Here is a 17678-nt window from a genome sequence, read left to right on the forward strand (position 1 = left end):
GGGGAATGCGCATTGTCTCCGTTTGAAGCGACAGTTAGGGAGGAGTGCGTTTCTCCGCGCAATTGCGGTAGAAAGGCCTTTGCAGCTTGAAAGCCGGTGCTAATCTCGGCCGGGCAATTTTGGAGGGCACCCTATGATCGGTCTGGCAATCGCCGTCGTCGTGATCCTGTATCTGGTTTTCGTCTATAACGGTCTCGTCAAGGCGCGGCAGATCGCCGAGGAGGCCTGGTCCGGCATCGATGTGCAGTTGAAGCGTCGTGCCGATCTCATCCCCAACCTGATCGAAACCGTGAAGGGCTACGCGGCGCACGAGAAGTCGACTCTCGAAGAGGTGATCGCCATGCGCAACCGGGCGCAAGCGGTGCCTGCAGGCGATGTCGAGGGGCGAGCGCAGGCCGAAGGCGCGCTGTCCCAGGCGCTCGGCAAGCTGTTCGCGCTTGCCGAAGCCTATCCGGATCTGAAGGCCAACGAGAATTTCGCCGAACTGCAGCGCTCACTGGAGACGATCGAGGGCGAGATCCAGATGTCGCGCCGCTATTACAACGGCGCTGCCCGCGATCTCAACGTCAAGGTCGAGAGCTTCCCGTCGAACCTGATCGCCAACGCCTTCCGTTTCGTCAAAGCCGGCTATTTCGAGATCACCAACGAAGCCGATCGCGCGGTGCCGCAGGTCAAGTTCTGACCTTTCCATCCGCGGTTCCGATCGCCACGAACATCCCGGCCGCGGGCTCCCGCCGCGGCTCATTCGCATCAAGAGACCTCATTCGATGACCACCGATACCATGAAGAAGCTGACCATCCTGCCGACCGACCATCCGCTGCGCGGCCATGTGCGCCCGCCGGGCTCGAAGTCGATCACCAACCGCGCGCTTTTGCTGGCCGGCCTTGCGAAAGGCACGAGCCGATTGACGGGTGCGCTGAAGAGCGACGACACCCGCTACATGGCGGATGCGCTCAGGGCGATGGGTGTCGAGGTCAGCGAGCCGGATGAAACCACATTCGTCGTGACCAGCACGGGCAAGCTGCTCCCGCCGGCTGCACCGCTGTTCCTCGGCAATGCCGGAACGGCGACGCGCTTCCTGACGGCGGCGGCCGCTCTCGTCGATGGCACAGTCGTCGTCGACGGCGACCAGCATATGCGCAAGCGCCCGATCAAGCCGCTGGTCGAAGCACTCGGCGCCCTCGGCGTCGAGGTCACCTCCGAGACCGGCTGCCCGCCGGTCACCGTCAAGGGCACCGGCGGCTTTCCGGCCGGCCGCGTCGTCATCGATGCCGGCCTTTCCAGCCAGTATGTCTCTGCCTTGCTGATGGCGGCTCCGGGCGCCAAGGGGCCTGTCAGCATCGAGCTTGCCGGCGACGAGATCGGCGCGCGTGGTTACATCGACCTGACGGTTGCCGCCATGCGCGCCTTCGGGGCCGAGGTCGAGCAGGTGAGCCCGTCCGTCTGGCAGGTCGCCCCGACCGGTTATCGTGCGGCCGACTATGTCATCGAGCCTGACGCGTCGGCTGCAACCTATCTCTGGGCGGCGGAAGTGCTGACCGGCGGCGCCATCGACCTAGGCGTCCCGGCAACGGCCTTCTCCCAGCCGGATGCGCGCGCCCATGCGGTGATCTCAAGCTTCCCGAACCTGCCTGCTGTCATCGACGGTTCGCAGATGCAGGACGCGATCCCGACGATCGCGGTGCTCGCCGCCTTCAACAACACGCCGGTGCGCTTCGTCGGTCTCGCCAATCTGCGCGTCAAGGAATGCGACCGCGTGCGCGCGCTGTCGCTCGGCCTCACCGCCATCCGGCCGGACCTTGCGCATGAGGAAGGCGACGACCTCATCGTCTCTTCCGACCCGGGTCTTGCCGGCCAGACCTTGCCGGCCTCGATCGACACCTTCGCCGATCACCGCATCGCCATGAGCTTCGCGCTTGCCGGCCTGAAGATCCATGGCATCACCATCGAGGACCCTGGCTGCGTCGCCAAGACCTATCCGGCCTATTGGGACGCGCTCGCATCCCTCGGCGTCGAATTCACCGGCGACCGGCCGTGATCGAGAGCGGGATGAGGAAAAGTGTATGCCGTTTTCCGCCCGCATCCCGCTCTAACTTATCAAATCGCCACGCCTTGACCCCCAACCGGAACTTGACCCTCAACCGGAAGAAAGCTTGATCCGCATGGCCCGTCTCGCTGCCGCATTCGCCGTTCTGGTTCTTTTGCTGGCGACGGCGGGCATCGGGCGGGCGGAGGAAGTCTTCTCCGCCTATCGCTCCGTCATCGACCTTGCCAAGGACGGCACGATGACGGTCACCGAGACGATCACGGCGACGGTCGAGGGCGACAAGATCCGCCGGGGCATCTACCGTGACCTGCCTTTGACCTTCACCGATGCGAAGGGCAAGCGCAGCAAGGTGGACTTCAAGCTGCTTTCGGTCGAGCGCGACGGCGAGGAGGAGCCGTACCGCACCGAGACGATCAGCGGCGGCATCCGCATCTACACCGGATCGGCCGAGGTCTTTCTTGAGCCGGGAGAGCACACCTTCCAGTTCACTTATGAGACCGGCCGGCAGATCCGTTTCTTCGACGATCACGACGAACTCTACTGGAACGTGACCGGCACGGAGTGGGACTTCCCGATCGACGAGGCGAGCGCCACGGTGACCCTACCGGAAGGCGTCAGGGCCGAAGCACTCGATTTCTTCACCGGCGGCTACGGCGCGACCGGCAAGGACGCCCGAGCCTCGCGGGACGGCAGCGAGATCTTTTTCGCCACCACCCGCCGTCTCGATCCGCGCGAAGGGCTGACGATCGCCATCAAGATGCCGAAGGGCAGCATCGACCGGCCGTCCTCCAGCCAGGAGAACGCCTGGTGGCTGCGTGACCACCTCGCGCTTGTCATCGCCGGTGCCGGGCTCGTCCTCGTCCTCATCTACTACAGCCAGGCCTGGTTGCGGGTCGGGCGTGACCCGGACCGCGGCGTCATGGTGCCGCGCTGGGATCCGCCGGAAGGCATCTCGCCGGCGCTGGTCAACTACATCGACAACAAGGGTTTTTCCGGCGAAGGCTGGACCGCACTGTCGGCGGCAGCACTCAACCTCGCGGTCAAGGGCCACGTGGTTCTCGAAGATCTCAAGAACGCCATCGTCATCGCCGCCACCGGCAAGGGAAGCAACGAAAAACTGCCGACCGGCGAAGCGGCCGTCATGAAGGCGGTCAATGCGGCCGGCGGCACGCTCACGATCGATCGCGCTCATGGCACACGAGTGCAGGCGACCGGTGCGGATTTTCGCAATGCCATGGAGCGCGAGCATCGCGGCAAGTACTACCTGGCGAACAGCGGCTACATCGTCGCCGGGGTCGTCCTGTCGGTCCTGGCGGTCGCGGCGGTCTTCCTCTTCGGCGATCTCAGCGAAGACAGCCTGCCGCTGGTAATCGTTCCCGTCTTCATCGCCTTCTTCGTGTCGATCCTCGCCGTCTCATTCGGCAAGTCGCTGCGCCGTGAGAAGAGCCTGATGAGCCGGATCATGTCGATCGTGGTGGTCGCCTTCATCGGCTTCGTGGCCTTCACGATCTTCTCGGCGATCCTCGCAGCCGTCTTCTACTCGGCAGCCGAAACCGATGAGTTGCCGCTGTTGTTCGTGATCGGCGCCATCGTCCTCGTCAACGTGTTGTTCTTCTTCCTGATGGGTGCGCCGACGCCGCTCGGCACGCGGATGATGGATGGTATCGACGGGCTTAGGCAGTACATGACGCTCGCCGAAAAGGACCGGATGAACATGCAGGGCGCACCTGAAATGTCGCCCCGGCATTTCGAGACGCTTCTGCCTTATGCGGTAGCGCTCGGCGTTGAAAAGCCCTGGACCGCGACCTTCGATCGCTGGCTGCTTGCCGCGGCTGCCGGAGCGGCGGCCGCAGCCGCCTATCAGCCGAGCTGGTACCACGGCGACAGCTTCGGCTCGAGCACCTTCGGCGACCGTATCGGCGGCTTTGCCGGCTCGATGGCCGACACGATGACCTCGTCCCTGCCTCCGCCGCCCAAATCGTCATCGTCAGGCTTTTCGACCGGCGGCGGCTTCTCCGGCGGCGGTGGCGGCGGTGGTGGCGGCGGCGGCTGGTGAAACCGGCCCCAAACGCAGGCGTCCCGCCAAAATCATCGACGAGCTTGGTGACATTCTTGCCAGAGATTGCTAAGTCCGCCGCAACCGTCAGGAACAGAAAAAGTCGCTCCCATGCCCGATCTTCTTATCGAACTCCGCTCCGAGGAAATTCCTGCCCGCCTGCAGCGCAAGGCGGCCGGCGACCTCAAGAAGCTGCTGACCGATGCCCTGGTCGAGGCGGGCCTGACCTATGAGGGTGCGCGCGAATATTGGACGCCGCGCCGGCTGACGCTCGATATCCGTGGCCTCAACGCCCGCTCCGCCGATATTCGCGAAGAGCGCAAGGGCCCGCGCACCGACGCCAACGAGAAGGCGATCGAAGGCTTCCTGCGTGGCGCCGGTCTCTCCTCGATCAGCGAGGCGCATGTCCACAGCGATCCGAAGAAGGGCGATTTCTACGTCGCCCATATCGTCAAGCCGGGCCGTCCGGCCGAAGAGATCATCGCCGAGGCGATGCCCGGCATCATCCGCAATTTCCCCTGGCCGAAGCCGATGCGCTCCGGCGTTGCGTCGGCAAAGCCCGGTGCGCTTCGCTGGGTCCGCCCGCTGCAGTCGATCGTATGCACGTTCGGCTCGGAAACCGAGGAAACGCATGTGATCCCGTTTGAAGTCGACGGCATCGTTGCCTCGAACGTTACCTATGGGCACCGTTTCCACGCGCCTGAGGCGATTACGGTTCGGCGCTTTGCCGACTACGCTGAGAAGCTCGAAAAGGCGAAGGTCGTTCTCGATGGCGAGCGCCGCAAGGAAATGATCCTTGCCGATGCGCGTAACGTCGCTTTCGCCAACGGGCTGGAACTCGTCGAGGACGAGGGTCTCCTGGAAGAGGTCTCCGGCCTCGTCGAATGGCCGCAGGTGCTGATGGGCAGCTTCGAGGATGCCTATCTCGAAATTCCCTCGGAAATCATCCGTCTGACCATCAAGACCAACCAGAAGTGCTTCGTCACCCGCGCACCTGGCGCCGAAACGCTCTCCAACAAGTTCATCCTCGTTTCGAACATCGAGGCGAAGGACGGCGGCAAGGAGATCGTGCACGGCAACGGCAAGGTCGTGCGCGCCCGCCTTTCGGACGCCGCCCATTTCTGGCACCGCGACCAGGGCAACCTGCCGGATCTCGAAACGCTGGAAGCGTCCGCGGAAAAGTTCGCTCTCGATCTCAAGAAGCCGCTCGACCAGCGCATGGCCAAGCTCGACGCGCTGAACGTCACCTTCCACGCCATGCTCGGCACGCAGGGCGAACGCGTCGCCCGCATCCGGGCGCTTGCTGCTGAACTCGCCAAGGTGATCGGCGCGGATCAGAAGCTCGTCGACCGCGCCGTGGTGCTCGCCAAGGCGGACCTGCGCACCGAAGCGGTCGGTGAATTCCCCGAGCTTCAGGGCATCATGGGTCACAAATACGCGCTGCTTCAAGGCGAAGAGCAGTCGGTCGCCGATGCGCTCGAGGATCACTACAAGCCTCAGGGCCCGTCCGATCGCGTGCCGACCGATCCGGTGGCGGTGACCGTCGCGCTTGCCGACAAGCTCGACACGCTCGTCGGCTTCTGGGCGATCGACGAAAAGCCGACCGGCTCGAAGGATCCCTATGCGCTTCGCCGCGCGGCACTCGGCGTTATCCGCCTGATCCTGGAAGGCAAGGCGCGCCTGGCGTTGCTCCCGGCCTTCGAAGCCGCGCTCGTTGCTCTCCGAGCACAGAAGCCGGCGCTTGCAGGCGACGTTTCCGCCGATCTGCTCTCCTTCTTCCATGACCGGCTCAAGGTCTATCTGCGCGATCTCGGCGCCCGTCACGACCTGATTGACGCGGTGCTGACGTCGGATTCGGACGACCTCCTGATGATTGCCCGCCGCGTCGAGGCGCTAACGGCCTTTATCACCGACGAGGAAGGCCGCAACCTCTTGGCCGGCACCAAGCGTGCGACCCAGATTCTCGCGGCCGAAGAGAAGAAGGGAACGACCGTCGCCGACGCTGTCGATGCCGGCCTCTTCCGTCTCGATGCCGAAAAGGCGCTGCACCAGGCCGTCGAAACCGGCTCGGGCGAAGCGCGCAACGCGATCGCCAAGGAAGACTTCCGTTCGGCGATGGAAGCGCTGGCAAGGCTGCGCGAACCGGTCGATCAGTTCTTCAACGACGTGCTGGTCAATGATGACGATGCCGCGATCCGTGCGAACCGCCTGGCGCTGCTTGGCCTGATCCGTTCGGCAACCGGCACTGTCGCGGACTTCTCCAAGATCGCAGGCTAAGGCGAAGCGGTCGGCTGCCGGCTCGCCGGAAGCATCCGCTGTTGCTCCCGCACAAACGTTCAAGCAGGTCGCCGTGAGGCGACCTATATCCTGTCTCCATCACACAGATGGAGGCAGCAGATGGATACCGCGACGAAGACCTACAAGCCGATCAATTTCACCGAAAAACTCTCGCTCTTCAGCGATCAGTGGCAGCCGCGCGTCATTGCCGAACTCAATGATTATCAGTTCAAGATCGTGCGTATCGAGGGCGACTTCATCTGGCATGATCACAAGGACACCGACGGGGCCTTCATCGTACTCGAAGGTGCTCTGCGCATCGATTTCCGCGATGGCTCGGTGACGCTTGGGCCAGGAGAGATGTACGTCGTGCCGAAGGGCGTCGAGCACAAGCCCTATGCAGATCGCGAGGTGAAGATGCTGCTGATCGAGCCGCGCGGCACCCTCAACACCGGCCATGAGGGCGGCGAACGCACGGCGGAAAACGATCGCTGGATCTGACGCGCGTGGCTGCCCACTGCATGTCTCCTTAAATCGACCTCGATTTGAGGACGAAGTCATGCAGCGCGGCGCTGTAGGGTCGGGATCGCGCTTGATGACCATCACCGCCTCGGAGTAGGAAGGCATATGCCCGCAAAGATCCTCGTCAGCGCCTGTCTCATGGGCCATGCCGTCCGTTATGACGGTCAGTCGAAACCGCTCCTTCATCCGGCGATCGATCGCTGGCGCGCCGAAGGCCGTCTCGTGACCATCTGTCCGGAAATGTCTGCCGGCATGCCGGTGCCGCGCCCGCCAGCGGAAATTGCTTCAGGCGCCGTCGGCAAGGATGTGCTCGAAGGCGAGGCGAGGGTGGTGGAGATCACCGGCCGCGACGTGACCGAAGACTTCGTGCGGGCCGCCGAAAACGCGCTTTCGCTGGCGAAGGAAACCGGCTGTCGTTTTGCGCTGCTGATTGATGGCAGCCCGTCCTGCGGATCCGGCTTCGTCTATGACGGCAGCTTTTCCGGCGCTCGCCATCCGGGCGAGGGTGTGACGGCAGCATTGCTCGCCGGCAATGGCATCGAAGTCTATTCGGACAGGCAGATCGAGGCGCTGGTCGCGCGGATCGAAGGATTGGAAGGCCCATAATAAAAGATTGCGCCCCTGCTTCTCTCAGGGGCGCAATCTCTCGCTGTGCAGCGAAACGCCCGTCAGCCTTGCATGCAGGGGACAGCTGAGCGGGGCAGGGAACTTTCCCGATAGGAGATCAGTCTAGCCGAAGTTCGAGGGTGGACGGATCAAATTGCTGTGAGCCGCCTTCGGTCGGCGGTGCAACTGAGCCGCCCATGGAGGCACCGATCGGCGTGACCGCGGCGGTCTTTGCGGTCTGGTCGATCGCGATCATCTTCGCGTCGTCCGCCACCGGGTTCTGGTCGTCCGCATTCGTCGAGACGACGACCGTCGGGGAGGCATCACTGTCGGCGGAAGCCGCCTTGATGATCTCCTGCGAAGGCTTGCTGACAAAGACGACCGGGGAGCCACCGAGCCAGGCTTCGGTGCGCACCATCTTCATCTCGCCGTTGATTTTCTTGAGCTCGACCGTTTCGCCGCCCGCAGCGATCGTGGGTACCACATAGGTCACCTTCTTCTTCGACTGCAGCGGCGGGCACGCGGCGCAGGAGACGGTGGCGACACTGGCGTTGTCGGTCGTGCGCGACGCGAGCGCCTCGATCGACGACGCCTCTGCGTTGCCGGCGGCAAGCCCGAGGACGGTGGTGATCAGCAACAGGCGCATACGCTTTCTCCCGCAATTGTTAGCGGCGAGAATATGCGCACTCCCTTACTTTCCCGTCAGGAGAATTGGTAAAAATAGAATGATCCGGAAATGAGTTCCGCTCCGGATCACGCTTTCTCGCGTGCAACCGCACGCCAGCCGATATCGTGCCGGTAGAAGCCGTTGTCCCAGGAAACGGCCGAGACCGCCGCATAGGCTCTGTCCTTGGCCGTGCCTGCATTTGCGCCCGTTGCGGTGATGTTGAGCACGCGGCCACCGGTCGCGACCAGGGCGCCATCCTTCATCGCTGTGCCAGCGTGGAACACCTTGGTGGTGGCCGAGGCCACGGGCAGGGCGGTGATCGGCGTGTTCTTGGCGTAGCTGCCAGGATAGCCCTTGGAGGCCATCACGACGGTCAGCGCCGTCTCCTCGCGCCAATCGGCCACCATGCCTGCGAGCGTGCCGGTCGCCGCGGCATAGAGCAACGGGAGAAGATCGCTCTTCATCCGCATCATCAGCACCTGGCATTCCGGGTCGCCGAAGCGGACATTGTATTCGATTAGCTCCGGGCCCTTGGCGGTGATCATCAGGCCGGCAAAGAAGACGCCGGAAAAGGGATGGCCGCTTTCCGCCATGCCGCGCATCGTCGGCTCGATGATCTCCTTCATCGTGCGCTCGATCATTTCCGTGGTCATGACCGGAGCGGGCGAGTAGGCGCCCATGCCGCCGGTATTCGGCCCGGTATCGCCGTCGCCGACGCGCTTGTGATCCTGCGCGGAGGCAAGCGCCAGCGCGGTCTTGCCGTCGCACAGGCAGAAGAAGCTTGCTTCCTCACCATCGAGATAGGCCTCGACCACCACTTCGGCGCCGGCAGCACCAAAGGCGCCGGCAAAACAATCGTCGACGGCAGCGAGCGCCTCATCGAGCGCCATGGCGACGGTGACACCCTTGCCGGCTGCCAGGCCATCGGCCTTGATCACGATGGGCGCGCCCTGGGCGCGCACATAGGCCTTGGCGCTTTCGGCATCGGTGAAGCGGCCATAGGCGCCGGTCGGAATGTCATAGCGGGCGCAAAGATCCTTGGTGAAGCCCTTGGAGCCTTCGAGCTGGGCGGCGGCGGCAGACGGGCCGAAGACGGCGATGCCGGCTGCGCGCAGGACGTCGGCGAGACCGGCGACCAACGGGCCCTCAGGACCGACCACGACGAAATCGATCGCTTCCTTGCGGCAAAAATCGGCGACGGCCGCATGATCGTCCGTGTCGAGCGCGACGATGACGGCTTCTTCGGCGATGCCGGGATTGCCCGGTGCCGCATAGAGCTTCGTCAGTTTGGGAGACTGCGCAATCTTCCATGCAAGGGCGTGCTCGCGCCCACCCGATCCGATGAGAAGAACCTTCATTGCAGCCCCCGATATCCCGAAATTGCTGCGCTGCGGTTAGGACGGCAGGGCGGCAAGGTCAAGGGAAAATGGGAGTCCAGGCAGCGATTCCCGCAATCGCCACCGTTCAGGCGATGGCCTGCCGAGTTTGTACGTCATCCAGCCCTTCGTCGTGCGCGTAGCGGGCGGTGCGCGTCAGCGCCCAGATGCCGAGATCTTCAATCGGCAGCGGCTTGCTGATGAGATAGCCCTGGAACAGATCGCAACCGGCTGCAGTCAGCATCGAGAGCTTCTCTGGCGTGTCGATGCCTTCGCCGACGACGGCGACGTCCTTGGCGTGGCAGAGCGCGATGAGCGCCTTGAGCACCGGCAGCGACTGCGACGCGGTGAGGTTCGAGACCAGCGCCCGGTCGAGCTTGATAGTATCGGCCGTGTATTCGATGATCTGCTGCACGGACGTGTAGCCGGCGCCGAAATCGTCGATCGAAAGGCGGAAGCCATTCTGGCGCAGGGCGTCGATGTTGCGGCGAAGCTGGTCGCTGAACTTGACGGCGAAGGTTTCGGTGAGCTCGATCTCGATCGAACGCGCCTCCAGCCCATGTCGCTCCAGGCAGTCAGAGAAATGGTCGGCAATCGCCTTGGAGTGCAGTTCGGCCGAGGAGATGTTGATTGCCAGCACCGTTTCCGGGCCGAACAGCGCCTTGAGCTGCCGGCAATCGGACATCGCCTTGTTGATCACCCACCAGTCGATCTTGGTGAAGAGACCGGAGCTTTCGGCGATCGGCACGAATTCATCCGGGGTAACATTGCCGAGGACCGGCGAGTACCAGCGCAGCAGCGCTTCGCAGCCGGTGACGCGGCCTTCGGTGTCGACCATCGGCATGTAAACGAGATGGAACTGTTCGTCCGGATCGAGCGCGCGCAGCTCGTCCTGGATCTGGCGCAGCCGCGTGCGCTTATCGTGAAGCGCGCGCGAGAAACGGGCCGAACGGTTCTTGCCGCTGGTCTTTGCCTGATACATCGCGGCATCGGCATTCGAAATCAGCTCGGCAAGGTTGGTCGCATCGTCCGGGCAGATCGCCGCGCCGATGCTTGCGGTCACCGGATAGCGTTTGTCGGAGACTTCGAAGCCGTCCTCGAACAATCCCAGAATGGCGGCCGAGATTTCCCGGACCGTTCCGTCGCCGGGTCGCGATCGCACGAACACAGCGAATTCGTCGCCGGAGAGGCGGGCAAGAATGGCCGGCTTCTGGCCGCGCCGCTCGGTAATGGCATCGACACGCTCGCCGATGCGGACGGCCAGCGTCTTCAGGAGCTCGTCGCCGATCTCGTGGCCGTGCTTGTCATTGACGAACTTGAAGTTGTCGATGTCGATAAACAGCAGGCTGCACTTCTCGCCGGCGGCGATTGCCTCGCGCACGGCGCCGGCGGCAAGTGCGTTGAAATGGCCGCGGTTGCTGATGCCGGTCAGGGTGTCGGTCCAAGAACTGCGTTGCACGAGTTTCAGCGATTGCACCGACTGCCGATGCAATTCGCGGATATTTTCCGTCAGCCGCCCGATCTCGCCTTTCTCCTCCATGTCGCGGATCTCGTCGCGCGCGCCCACCATCACCGCCATCACGTTGGCGTCGAGGCTTGCGATCGGGTCGGTAATGAAGCGGCGGATCAGCATGATGATCAGCCAGATCGAGAACAGGCTCATCGCCACGGCGCCGAGCGCCAGCAGGATCTTCTGCCTGGCCAACAGCGCATCGAAATGTTCGCTCGAAACCGTGAGCGTCGCATAGAGCGAGGGCCCGAGATGAACGCTTGCCGAAAGGTCTTCGGTAATCGCCAGCGGCCAGGGCTGGAGCACGATGTCGGAGCCGTATTCCTTCTTCAGCGCCTGCTGCATGTCGAGGAAGCGGTCCGGCTGGATCGCGACCTGGACGAGCAGAGCGCTCGATTTCTTGCTCGGCAGCGGCCGGGTGAAGGCGACCGGATCGAGGAAGAAGGAATAAACGATGCGTGGTCTTTGTCCCGCTTCGTAAAGATAGGTCCAGTCGGCGAGCGTGTCTTCGCGGATCAATCGACGGGCGAGGTTGAGCTGGGCCTCGTCGATCTGGGCGAAGGGGTCCCAGCTGTTTTCGAAATAGTAGTCCGTCTTCAGATCGGAAGTCAGCAGCGCCAGCGACACGTAGCCCGTCGGGTCGTCCAGGAGTGATTTGATGCTTTCCTGCAGCCTGACACCAAGCGCATTGGCGCGGTAGTTCTCATCCGTTTCGGACACATACTGGCGCAGCGAGTTGCCGTTCAAGAGCGCATTGAGGAAGCCCTTGCTGCGGCCGATCTCGTTCTGGAACACGGCGGCCGCATGTTCCAGACGCTGCGACAGTTTGGCGTGTTCGAGCGCGCGGATGGAGCGGCTCTGCGTGACGTGGACCGAGACTGCCGCCAGTAGGTAGCCAGCGAGAACGACGGGGAAGATCAGGATGAGCGCGCGTTTGCCGAGATTCACTGGAAGTTCGCCAATGTGCTGATGATGCGCCGGCGCAATTGCACCGACTCTGTGGACAGTTCCTGTTGATACTGGCTCTTGGCCAGGATGTCGGGTGAGGGGTAGATGGCGGGGTCGGCGCGGACTTCTTCCGGCAGGAGCGCATAGGCTGCCCGGCTTGCCGTCGGCATGTTGAGCGCCAGCGCGTTCGCGGCAGCACTGCCGGGCGAGCCGAGATAGTCGAGGAGAGCGAGCGCGCGGTCCTTGTTCGGGGATTTGGCGACGACCGACATGCAATCGAGCCAGGAAAGCGTGCCTTCCTTGGGAACGGCGTAGCGCCAGACGCCGGGCGTGCCTGCCTTGTCGTTCAGCACGTGCTGGTCGCCGCTGTAGCCCAGCGCCATGTAGATGTCCTTGCTGACCGTCGGGTTCTGGATCGAGCTGATGATATATTCGTAGGTGAGCACCGAGGGCGCCTGTTCCTTCATCAGGCCGAAGGCGGCCTTCAAGGTGGCGCTGTCGTTGGTGTTGATCGATTGGCCGAGCAGCATCAGCGGCGCGACGAAGGCCTCGTTGTGGTCGTCGTACATGGCGACATGCTTGGAGAGTGCCGGGGTTGGTCGCATGAGATCCTGCCAGGAGGCCGGCGCCTCCGGAACGACGTCCGATCGGTAGAGGATGCCCATCGTGCCCCAAAGATAGGGCAGGCCTCGGCCCGAGCAGCGCTTGCGCCAGCTTTCGTCATAGTCCCGGAGCGAGGCGACGTTGGTCTCGTCGAGCTTTTCGAGCACGCCCTTGCGGCCGAAAAGGGCGGCGCTGTTTTCGCCGGTTACCACCAGATCGACGCGGCTGTTCGGATCGGCCAGCACCTCGTCGCGGGTGTCGCCGCTATCGTAATAGACCTGGTGCACCGCGACGCCTGTTATCGACGTCCAGCGATCAAGGATCTTCTGGTCGATATAGGATTCCCAGATCAGCAGGTTCAGGGTCTCGGCCGATGCCGCCGTTGCAAATAGCAACGTCGCCAGAAAGGCCGGAATCGCCGTTCGCCCCTGCATTCTATACCCCTGCCCAAGCCCGTCAGACGACCGTAGCGCGCAAAAATTGATGAATGATTACGTGGGGCTGCGACGGGGATGGGGTGTCGAGTGCTGCTTGTGGCGCAAGACGAAAACCGGGCGTCGCATGGCGGCGCCCGGTGAAAACGGAAGCGATTTCGGCGCGAAGAGCCTATCGCGTGGGGATCTTCGGCAGCAGGATCGTGAGGATGCCAAGCAGCGGCAAATAGGAGCAGATGGTGTAGACGAACTCGATGCCCTGCCGGTCGGCAAAGATGCCGAGCACGGCCGCGCCCATGCCGCCGAAGCCGAAGGCGAAACCGAAGAAGACGCCGGCGATCAGCCCCACGCGACCCGGCACTAGCTCCTGGGCGAAGACGACGATTGCCGAGAAGGCCGAGGAGAAGATCAGGCCGATGATGATCGACAGGACCCCGGTCCAGAAGAGGTTCGCATAGGGCAACAGCAAGGCGAAGGGGATGACGCCGAGGATCGAGAACCAAATGACGAAGCGGGCGCCGTAACGGTCACCGATCGGCCCGCCGAGGAAGGTTCCGGCCGCGGCCGCGCCGAGGAACAGGAACAGCATGAGCTGCGCCTGCTGCACGTCGATGCCGAACTTCTCGATGACGAAGAAGGTGAAGTAGCTGGAGATGCTCGCCATGTAGACGTTCTTGGTGGCGGTCAGGAGCACGAGCACGGCGACCGCCCACATGACCCGCCCCTTCGGCAGCGGAAGGGCACGGCTCGGTGCCGGCCGGCTCATCGTGGTGCGGCGATGGCGCACATACCAGGTGCTGACCCAGGAGAGCACGAAGAAGCCGATGATCGCGACGATCGAGAACCAGCTGAGGCTTCCCTGGCCGAAGGGAATGACGATGAAGGCGGCAAGCAGCGGACCCATGGCGCTGCCGGCATTGCCACCCACCTGGAAGAGCGATTGCGCCAATCCGTGGCGACCGCCGGAGGCGAGGCGGGCGATGCGCGACGATTCCGGATGGAAGATCGCCGAGCCGATGCCGATCAGGCTCGCGGCCACCAGCAGGACCCAGAAATCATGCGCATTCGCGAGCAGGATCAGGCCGCTGCAGGTCGAAAGCATGGCGAGCGGCAGCGAATAGGGCAGCGCCCAGCGGTCGGTGATGATGCCGACGGCCGGCTGCAGCATCGACGCCGTCAGCTGGAAGGTAAAGGTCAAGAGGCCGATCTGCACGAAATCGAGCGAATAGTTCGCCTTGAGAAGCGGATAGAGCGCGGTCAGCAGCGACTGCATGATGTCGTTCAGCATATGGCAGAAGCTGACAGCCAGGATGACGGAGAAGGCCGTCTTTTCCGGCGAGATCCCGGAAGTTGAGGTCACGGTAGACATGGGTGATTCCTTGCCGTCTCGAAGGTTGTATGCGGCAAGGGCTATCTGTACTGAGGTTGCGATTGGCCTGCTTTTGTGATCTGGTCGATTTCTTTCGTGAGTGGGCCAAATGCCGATCCGCCGATATCCCTTGCCGCAGCTTCCCGATGACGATCACTTCCGGAACCTCGATTGGGTCGAGACGGGAAACGCCCCGGTGCTGGCGCTCGGACGAGACTATAGCGCCGGTCTTCTGGTTCCCTTCCACAGCCATACGCGCACGCAGCTCTGGTGGGCGCGCGGCGGCGTCGTGCTGATGCGCACCGAGCGCGGGCGGTGGATGGTTCCGCCCGGCCATGCCCTGCTGATCCCGGCCGGTATGGAGCACTCGGCCGAGATGATCAGTGACGTGCGCATGCACTCGATCTACTTCGCGCCGGAACTGCTGCGCGCCGAACGGCCGATGGTCATGGAAATCAATCCGCTCGCCGGCAGCCTTGTCGATGCGCTCGTCAGCGTCGAGAACGAGACGATGTCGGAGCGGCGCGAACAACTGGTCACGGATCTGCTTCTGGAAGAAATCGGCCGACTGCAGGAACGCCCGCTCGGCCTGCCGTTTCCGCGCGACGAGAAGCTCGCGGCGCTGTGCCGACAGTTCCTGCAGGCGCCATCGGCGGCAGCGAGCATCGACCAGTGGGCGGATCGCATGCGCCTCAGCCGGCGATCATTCACGCGGTTCTTCCGCAAGGAGACGGGCGTTAGCTTTGTCACCTGGCGCCAACAGGCCTGTATCTTCGCTTCCTTGCCGCTCCTTGCCGATGGCGAGCCAATCACCAATGTGGCCCTTGATGCCGGCTATGAGAATGTCGCGGCCTTCACCACCATGTTTCGCCGCATGCTCGGCAGCCCGCCGAGCGTCTATCTCAAGACCTATCTTGGCCAGTGACCGGGGTTCGCCAACCGGGTATGGCAAAGGAAGGTTGAATTGACCTGGTTAACGGAATCGTAGGAACAAGCCGCAATAAACCGCCCTCGTGTCGTTCCTGCCCACCTCCCTCCCTCGGCGCAACGGCACGGTCAAACTTCGCCCCGGCGAATGATTCTTCCGGAGTTGTTTCTTGCGTATCCGTTCTCTCGTCCTCCTTTCTGGAACCCTTTTGCTGTCGGCCAACGCCGCCTCTGCCGGTGACGGCCAGTATTTCTGGTCCGGTGACTGGTATCTGAAGGTCGGTGCCACCGGCTTCCTCGGCCCGAAGTATGAAGGCGCCTCGAAGCGCATGTTCCAGGTCGCGCCCCTGATCTCGCTCGGCAAGGCCGGCAGCTCGGTCCGCTTCTCCTCGCGCAACGACAACATGTCCTATGCGCTGGTCGACCAAGGAAGTTTCCGCGCCGGTCTCGTCGGCAAGCTGATCTTCGAGCGCGACGCCGGCACGTCCAGCGACCTGAGGGGCCTCGATCCGATCAAGTTCGGCGGTGAAGTCGGCGGCTTTGCGGAGGTTTATCCGACGGACTGGCTGCGGGTGCGCGCCGAAGTTCGCCAGGGCATTCGCAGCCACCACGGTATCGTCGCCGACGTTGCGGCCGACGCCTTCACCGATGTCAGCAGCAATGTCCGCATCTCCGGCGGTCCACGCCTGACCGCTGCGACCAGCGACTACTACGGCGCCTATTATGGCGTGAACGACCGCGAGTCTGCCGCATCCGGCCTCGCCACGTATTATCCGCATGGCGGCGTCGGATCCGCCGGCGTCGGCGCCGCGATCACCTGGCAGGCAACGGAGAAGCTTGAGACGAGTGCCTATGCCGAGTATCGGCGCCTGCTTGGCCCTGCCGCCGATTCCAGCCTCGTTCAAGAGCGTGGCAGCCGCAACCAGGTCCTGGTCGGTCTGTCGGCGACCTACCGCTTCGACTTCACCCTTCCCTGACATTGGCTGGTCCGGCGCCGCGACGATCTCGCCGCTTGACCGGCCGGACGGGCGGCGTCAAACAGGGGGATGAACACGTTCTCCGCCGATTCCGGCCGCGTCCACGACGCGCCCTCCAACAACTGGGTTTATCGCGTGCTGCCGCGTGCGCTCTGGCCCTATGCGCAGCTTGCCCGTTGGGATCGTCCGATCGGCTGGCAATTGCTGCTGTTGCCCTGCCTCTGGTCCGTGGCGCTGGCGACGGGCGCAGCGGCGGGCACCGAAGAATTCTCGTTCGGCCGCTTCCTGTATCATTGCTTCCTGTTCACCGCCGGCGCGATTGCCATGCGCGGCGCCGGGTGCACCTACAACGACATCGTCGACCACGACATCGATATGGAGGTTGCGCGCACCCGCTCGCGGCCGCTGCCGTCGGGACGCGTTTCGCGTCTTCAGGCGAAGGTGTTCATGGTGCTGCAGGCGCTCGTCGGCCTTGTCGTACTGCTGCAGTTCAATACTTTCTCGATCGTGCTCGGCATTCTGTCGCTCGCGATCGTGGCGATCTATCCCTTCGCCAAGCGGTTTACCGATTGGCCGCAATTCTTCCTGGGCCTCGCCTTCTCCTGGGGCGCGCTGATGGGTTGGGCGGCCGCGTTCGGTACATTGTCGCTGGCAGCCGTGCTGCTCTACGGTGCGGCGATTGCCTGGACGATCGGCTATGACACGATCTACGCCTACCAGGACCGGGAGGACGACGAGCTGATCGGCGTGCGTTCGACGGCAAGGCGGTTCGGCGAAAATCCGCGGCCGTGGCTGATCGGCCTTTATGGCATCGCGACGCTGCTGTTGCTTATGTCCTTCGTGGCTGCCGGTGCCGGCGCCATTGCCTATATCGGACTTCTGATTGCGGCGGCGATGCTGACCTATCAGATCCTGGTGCTGAACATCCACGATCCGGCGCAATGCCTGGCGCTGTTCAAGTTCAATGGGGTCGTGGGCCTGATCATCTTTGTCGGCCTGGTGCTGGCGTTTCTTGTTCGCCTGATATGAAAAATCCTCCGTCGCGGCGGAGGATCCTCTTTCATGCATTTGGTCCGTCCCGCTTCTGCATGTTTCCTTAAAACGTAGCCGGTTTAAGGATAAAAACATGCAGCCCTGAAAGTGCCACAGCGACCTTTGCGCGTCTGAAAAGACGCGCGGCGCTGTAGTGGCGGGCCGTAAAAGCTTCAGGCCCAGCTGATCTCGCGGGCGGCCTTGCGCTCCTTCGCCTCGTGACGCGCACGGAAGCTGGACAGGATGACAGCAACGGCGGCGGCGATATGCTTGCGCATCGGGTTTCTCCTTCTTTCGTGATCTTGGCTATGAACCCGATATGGCAC

The 17678-nt window shown here is 63.3% G+C and carries 14 protein-coding genes; 9 read left to right on the top strand and 5 right to left on the bottom strand.

Annotation, left to right across the window (positions count from 1 at the left end; translation table 11 throughout):
- Positions 1-133: 133 nt before the first annotated feature.
- The 6 genes from AC070A_RS13170 (at position 134) to AC070A_RS13195 (ending at position 7509) form a co-directional block, all read left to right on the top strand.
- Complete coding sequence (locus AC070A_RS13170) at positions 134-682, top strand: LemA family protein (protein ID WP_057250782.1); 549 nt, start codon at positions 134-136, stop codon at positions 680-682.
- Between the two features lie 85 nt (positions 683-767).
- On the top strand, positions 768-2039 hold the full coding sequence (locus tag AC070A_RS13175) for a 3-phosphoshikimate 1-carboxyvinyltransferase (protein WP_112996389.1): 1272 nt from the start codon (positions 768-770) through the stop codon (positions 2037-2039).
- 124 nt (positions 2040-2163) lie between these two features.
- Positions 2164-4104, top strand: coding sequence for a DUF2207 domain-containing protein (locus tag AC070A_RS13180; RefSeq protein ID WP_112996396.1), 1941 nt, complete (start codon positions 2164-2166; stop codon positions 4102-4104).
- 111 nt (positions 4105-4215) lie between these two features.
- Entirely contained in the window at positions 4216-6381 is a 2166-nt protein-coding gene (gene glyS, locus AC070A_RS13185; protein ID WP_112996388.1) for a glycine--tRNA ligase subunit beta, read from the top strand.
- Between the two features lie 120 nt (positions 6382-6501).
- Complete coding sequence (locus AC070A_RS13190) at positions 6502-6882, top strand: cupin domain-containing protein (protein ID WP_112996387.1); 381 nt, start codon at positions 6502-6504, stop codon at positions 6880-6882.
- 126 nt (positions 6883-7008) lie between these two features.
- Positions 7009-7509, top strand: a complete 501-nt coding sequence (locus AC070A_RS13195; RefSeq protein ID WP_057250774.1) for a 2-thiouracil desulfurase family protein — start codon at positions 7009-7011, stop codon at positions 7507-7509.
- A 118-nt stretch (positions 7510-7627) separates the two neighbouring features.
- Here the strand turns inward: AC070A_RS13195 and AC070A_RS13200 are convergent, their stop codons facing one another.
- From AC070A_RS13200 to AC070A_RS13220, 5 genes are all read right to left on the bottom strand, one after another.
- A complete protein-coding gene (locus AC070A_RS13200) occupies positions 7628-8155 on the bottom strand; it encodes a plant virulence effector HPE1-like domain-containing protein (protein WP_112996386.1) in 528 nt (175 codons plus the stop codon).
- 107 nt (positions 8156-8262) lie between these two features.
- Positions 8263-9534 carry a phosphoribosylamine--glycine ligase gene (purD, locus tag AC070A_RS13205; RefSeq protein WP_112996385.1) on the bottom strand — a complete coding sequence of 424 codons (1272 nt, stop codon included), beginning with the start codon at positions 9532-9534 and terminating at the stop codon, positions 8263-8265.
- A 106-nt stretch (positions 9535-9640) separates the two neighbouring features.
- The gene (locus AC070A_RS13210; protein WP_112996384.1) at positions 9641-12010 is read right to left on the bottom strand and encodes a putative bifunctional diguanylate cyclase/phosphodiesterase; all 2370 of its coding nucleotides are present in this window, start codon (positions 12008-12010) and stop codon (positions 9641-9643) included.
- Positions 12007-13047, bottom strand: a complete 1041-nt coding sequence (locus AC070A_RS13215; RefSeq protein WP_112996383.1) for a polyamine ABC transporter substrate-binding protein — start codon at positions 13045-13047, stop codon at positions 12007-12009. Before AC070A_RS13215 ends, AC070A_RS13210 begins: the two co-directional genes overlap by 4 nt.
- Positions 13048-13219: 172 nt before the next feature.
- Positions 13220-14416, bottom strand: coding sequence for an MFS transporter (locus AC070A_RS13220; RefSeq protein ID WP_112996382.1), 1197 nt, complete (start codon positions 14414-14416; stop codon positions 13220-13222).
- Positions 14417-14525: 109 nt separating this feature from the next.
- On the opposite strand from AC070A_RS13220, the gene AC070A_RS13225 reads away from it, so the two are divergent.
- The 3 genes from AC070A_RS13225 (at position 14526) to ubiA (ending at position 17349) form a co-directional block, all read left to right on the top strand.
- Entirely contained in the window at positions 14526-15341 is an 816-nt protein-coding gene (locus AC070A_RS13225) for an AraC family transcriptional regulator (protein ID WP_057250763.1), read from the top strand.
- A gap of 172 nt (positions 15342-15513) precedes the next feature.
- Complete coding sequence (locus AC070A_RS13230; protein WP_112996380.1) at positions 15514-16320, top strand: MipA/OmpV family protein; 807 nt, start codon at positions 15514-15516, stop codon at positions 16318-16320.
- Positions 16321-16389: 69 nt separating this feature from the next.
- Positions 16390-17349, top strand: coding sequence for a 4-hydroxybenzoate octaprenyltransferase (ubiA, locus tag AC070A_RS13235; RefSeq protein WP_093232052.1), 960 nt, complete (start codon positions 16390-16392; stop codon positions 17347-17349).
- Positions 17350-17678: the final 329 nt, after the last annotated feature.

The sequence above is a fragment of the Ensifer sp. GW101-20A05 genome (assembly GCF_059424735.1).

Excerpts from the sequence above, each read along its gene's own strand:
- AC070A_RS13170 (WP_057250782.1), top strand. The coding sequence starts at position 134 with ATGATCGGTCTGGCAATCGCCGTCGTCGTGATCCTGTATCTGGTTTTC.
- AC070A_RS13175 (WP_112996389.1), top strand. The coding sequence starts at position 768 with ATGACCACCGATACCATGAAGAAGCTGACCATCCTGCCGACCGACCAT.
- AC070A_RS13180 (WP_112996396.1), top strand. The coding sequence starts at position 2,164 with ATGGCCCGTCTCGCTGCCGCATTCGCCGTTCTGGTTCTTTTGCTGGCG.
- glyS (WP_112996388.1), top strand. The coding sequence starts at position 4,216 with ATGCCCGATCTTCTTATCGAACTCCGCTCCGAGGAAATTCCTGCCCGC.
- AC070A_RS13190 (WP_112996387.1), top strand. The coding sequence starts at position 6,502 with ATGGATACCGCGACGAAGACCTACAAGCCGATCAATTTCACCGAAAAA.
- AC070A_RS13195 (WP_057250774.1), top strand. The coding sequence starts at position 7,009 with ATGCCCGCAAAGATCCTCGTCAGCGCCTGTCTCATGGGCCATGCCGTC.
- AC070A_RS13200 (WP_112996386.1), bottom strand. The coding sequence starts at position 8,155 with ATGCGCCTGTTGCTGATCACCACCGTCCTCGGGCTTGCCGCCGGCAAC.
- purD (WP_112996385.1), bottom strand. The coding sequence starts at position 9,534 with ATGAAGGTTCTTCTCATCGGATCGGGTGGGCGCGAGCACGCCCTTGCA.
- AC070A_RS13215 (WP_112996383.1), bottom strand. The coding sequence starts at position 13,047 with ATGCAGGGGCGAACGGCGATTCCGGCCTTTCTGGCGACGTTGCTATTT.
- AC070A_RS13220 (WP_112996382.1), bottom strand. The coding sequence starts at position 14,416 with ATGTCTACCGTGACCTCAACTTCCGGGATCTCGCCGGAAAAGACGGCC.
- AC070A_RS13225 (WP_057250763.1), top strand. The coding sequence starts at position 14,526 with ATGCCGATCCGCCGATATCCCTTGCCGCAGCTTCCCGATGACGATCAC.
- ubiA (WP_093232052.1), top strand. The coding sequence starts at position 16,390 with ATGAACACGTTCTCCGCCGATTCCGGCCGCGTCCACGACGCGCCCTCC.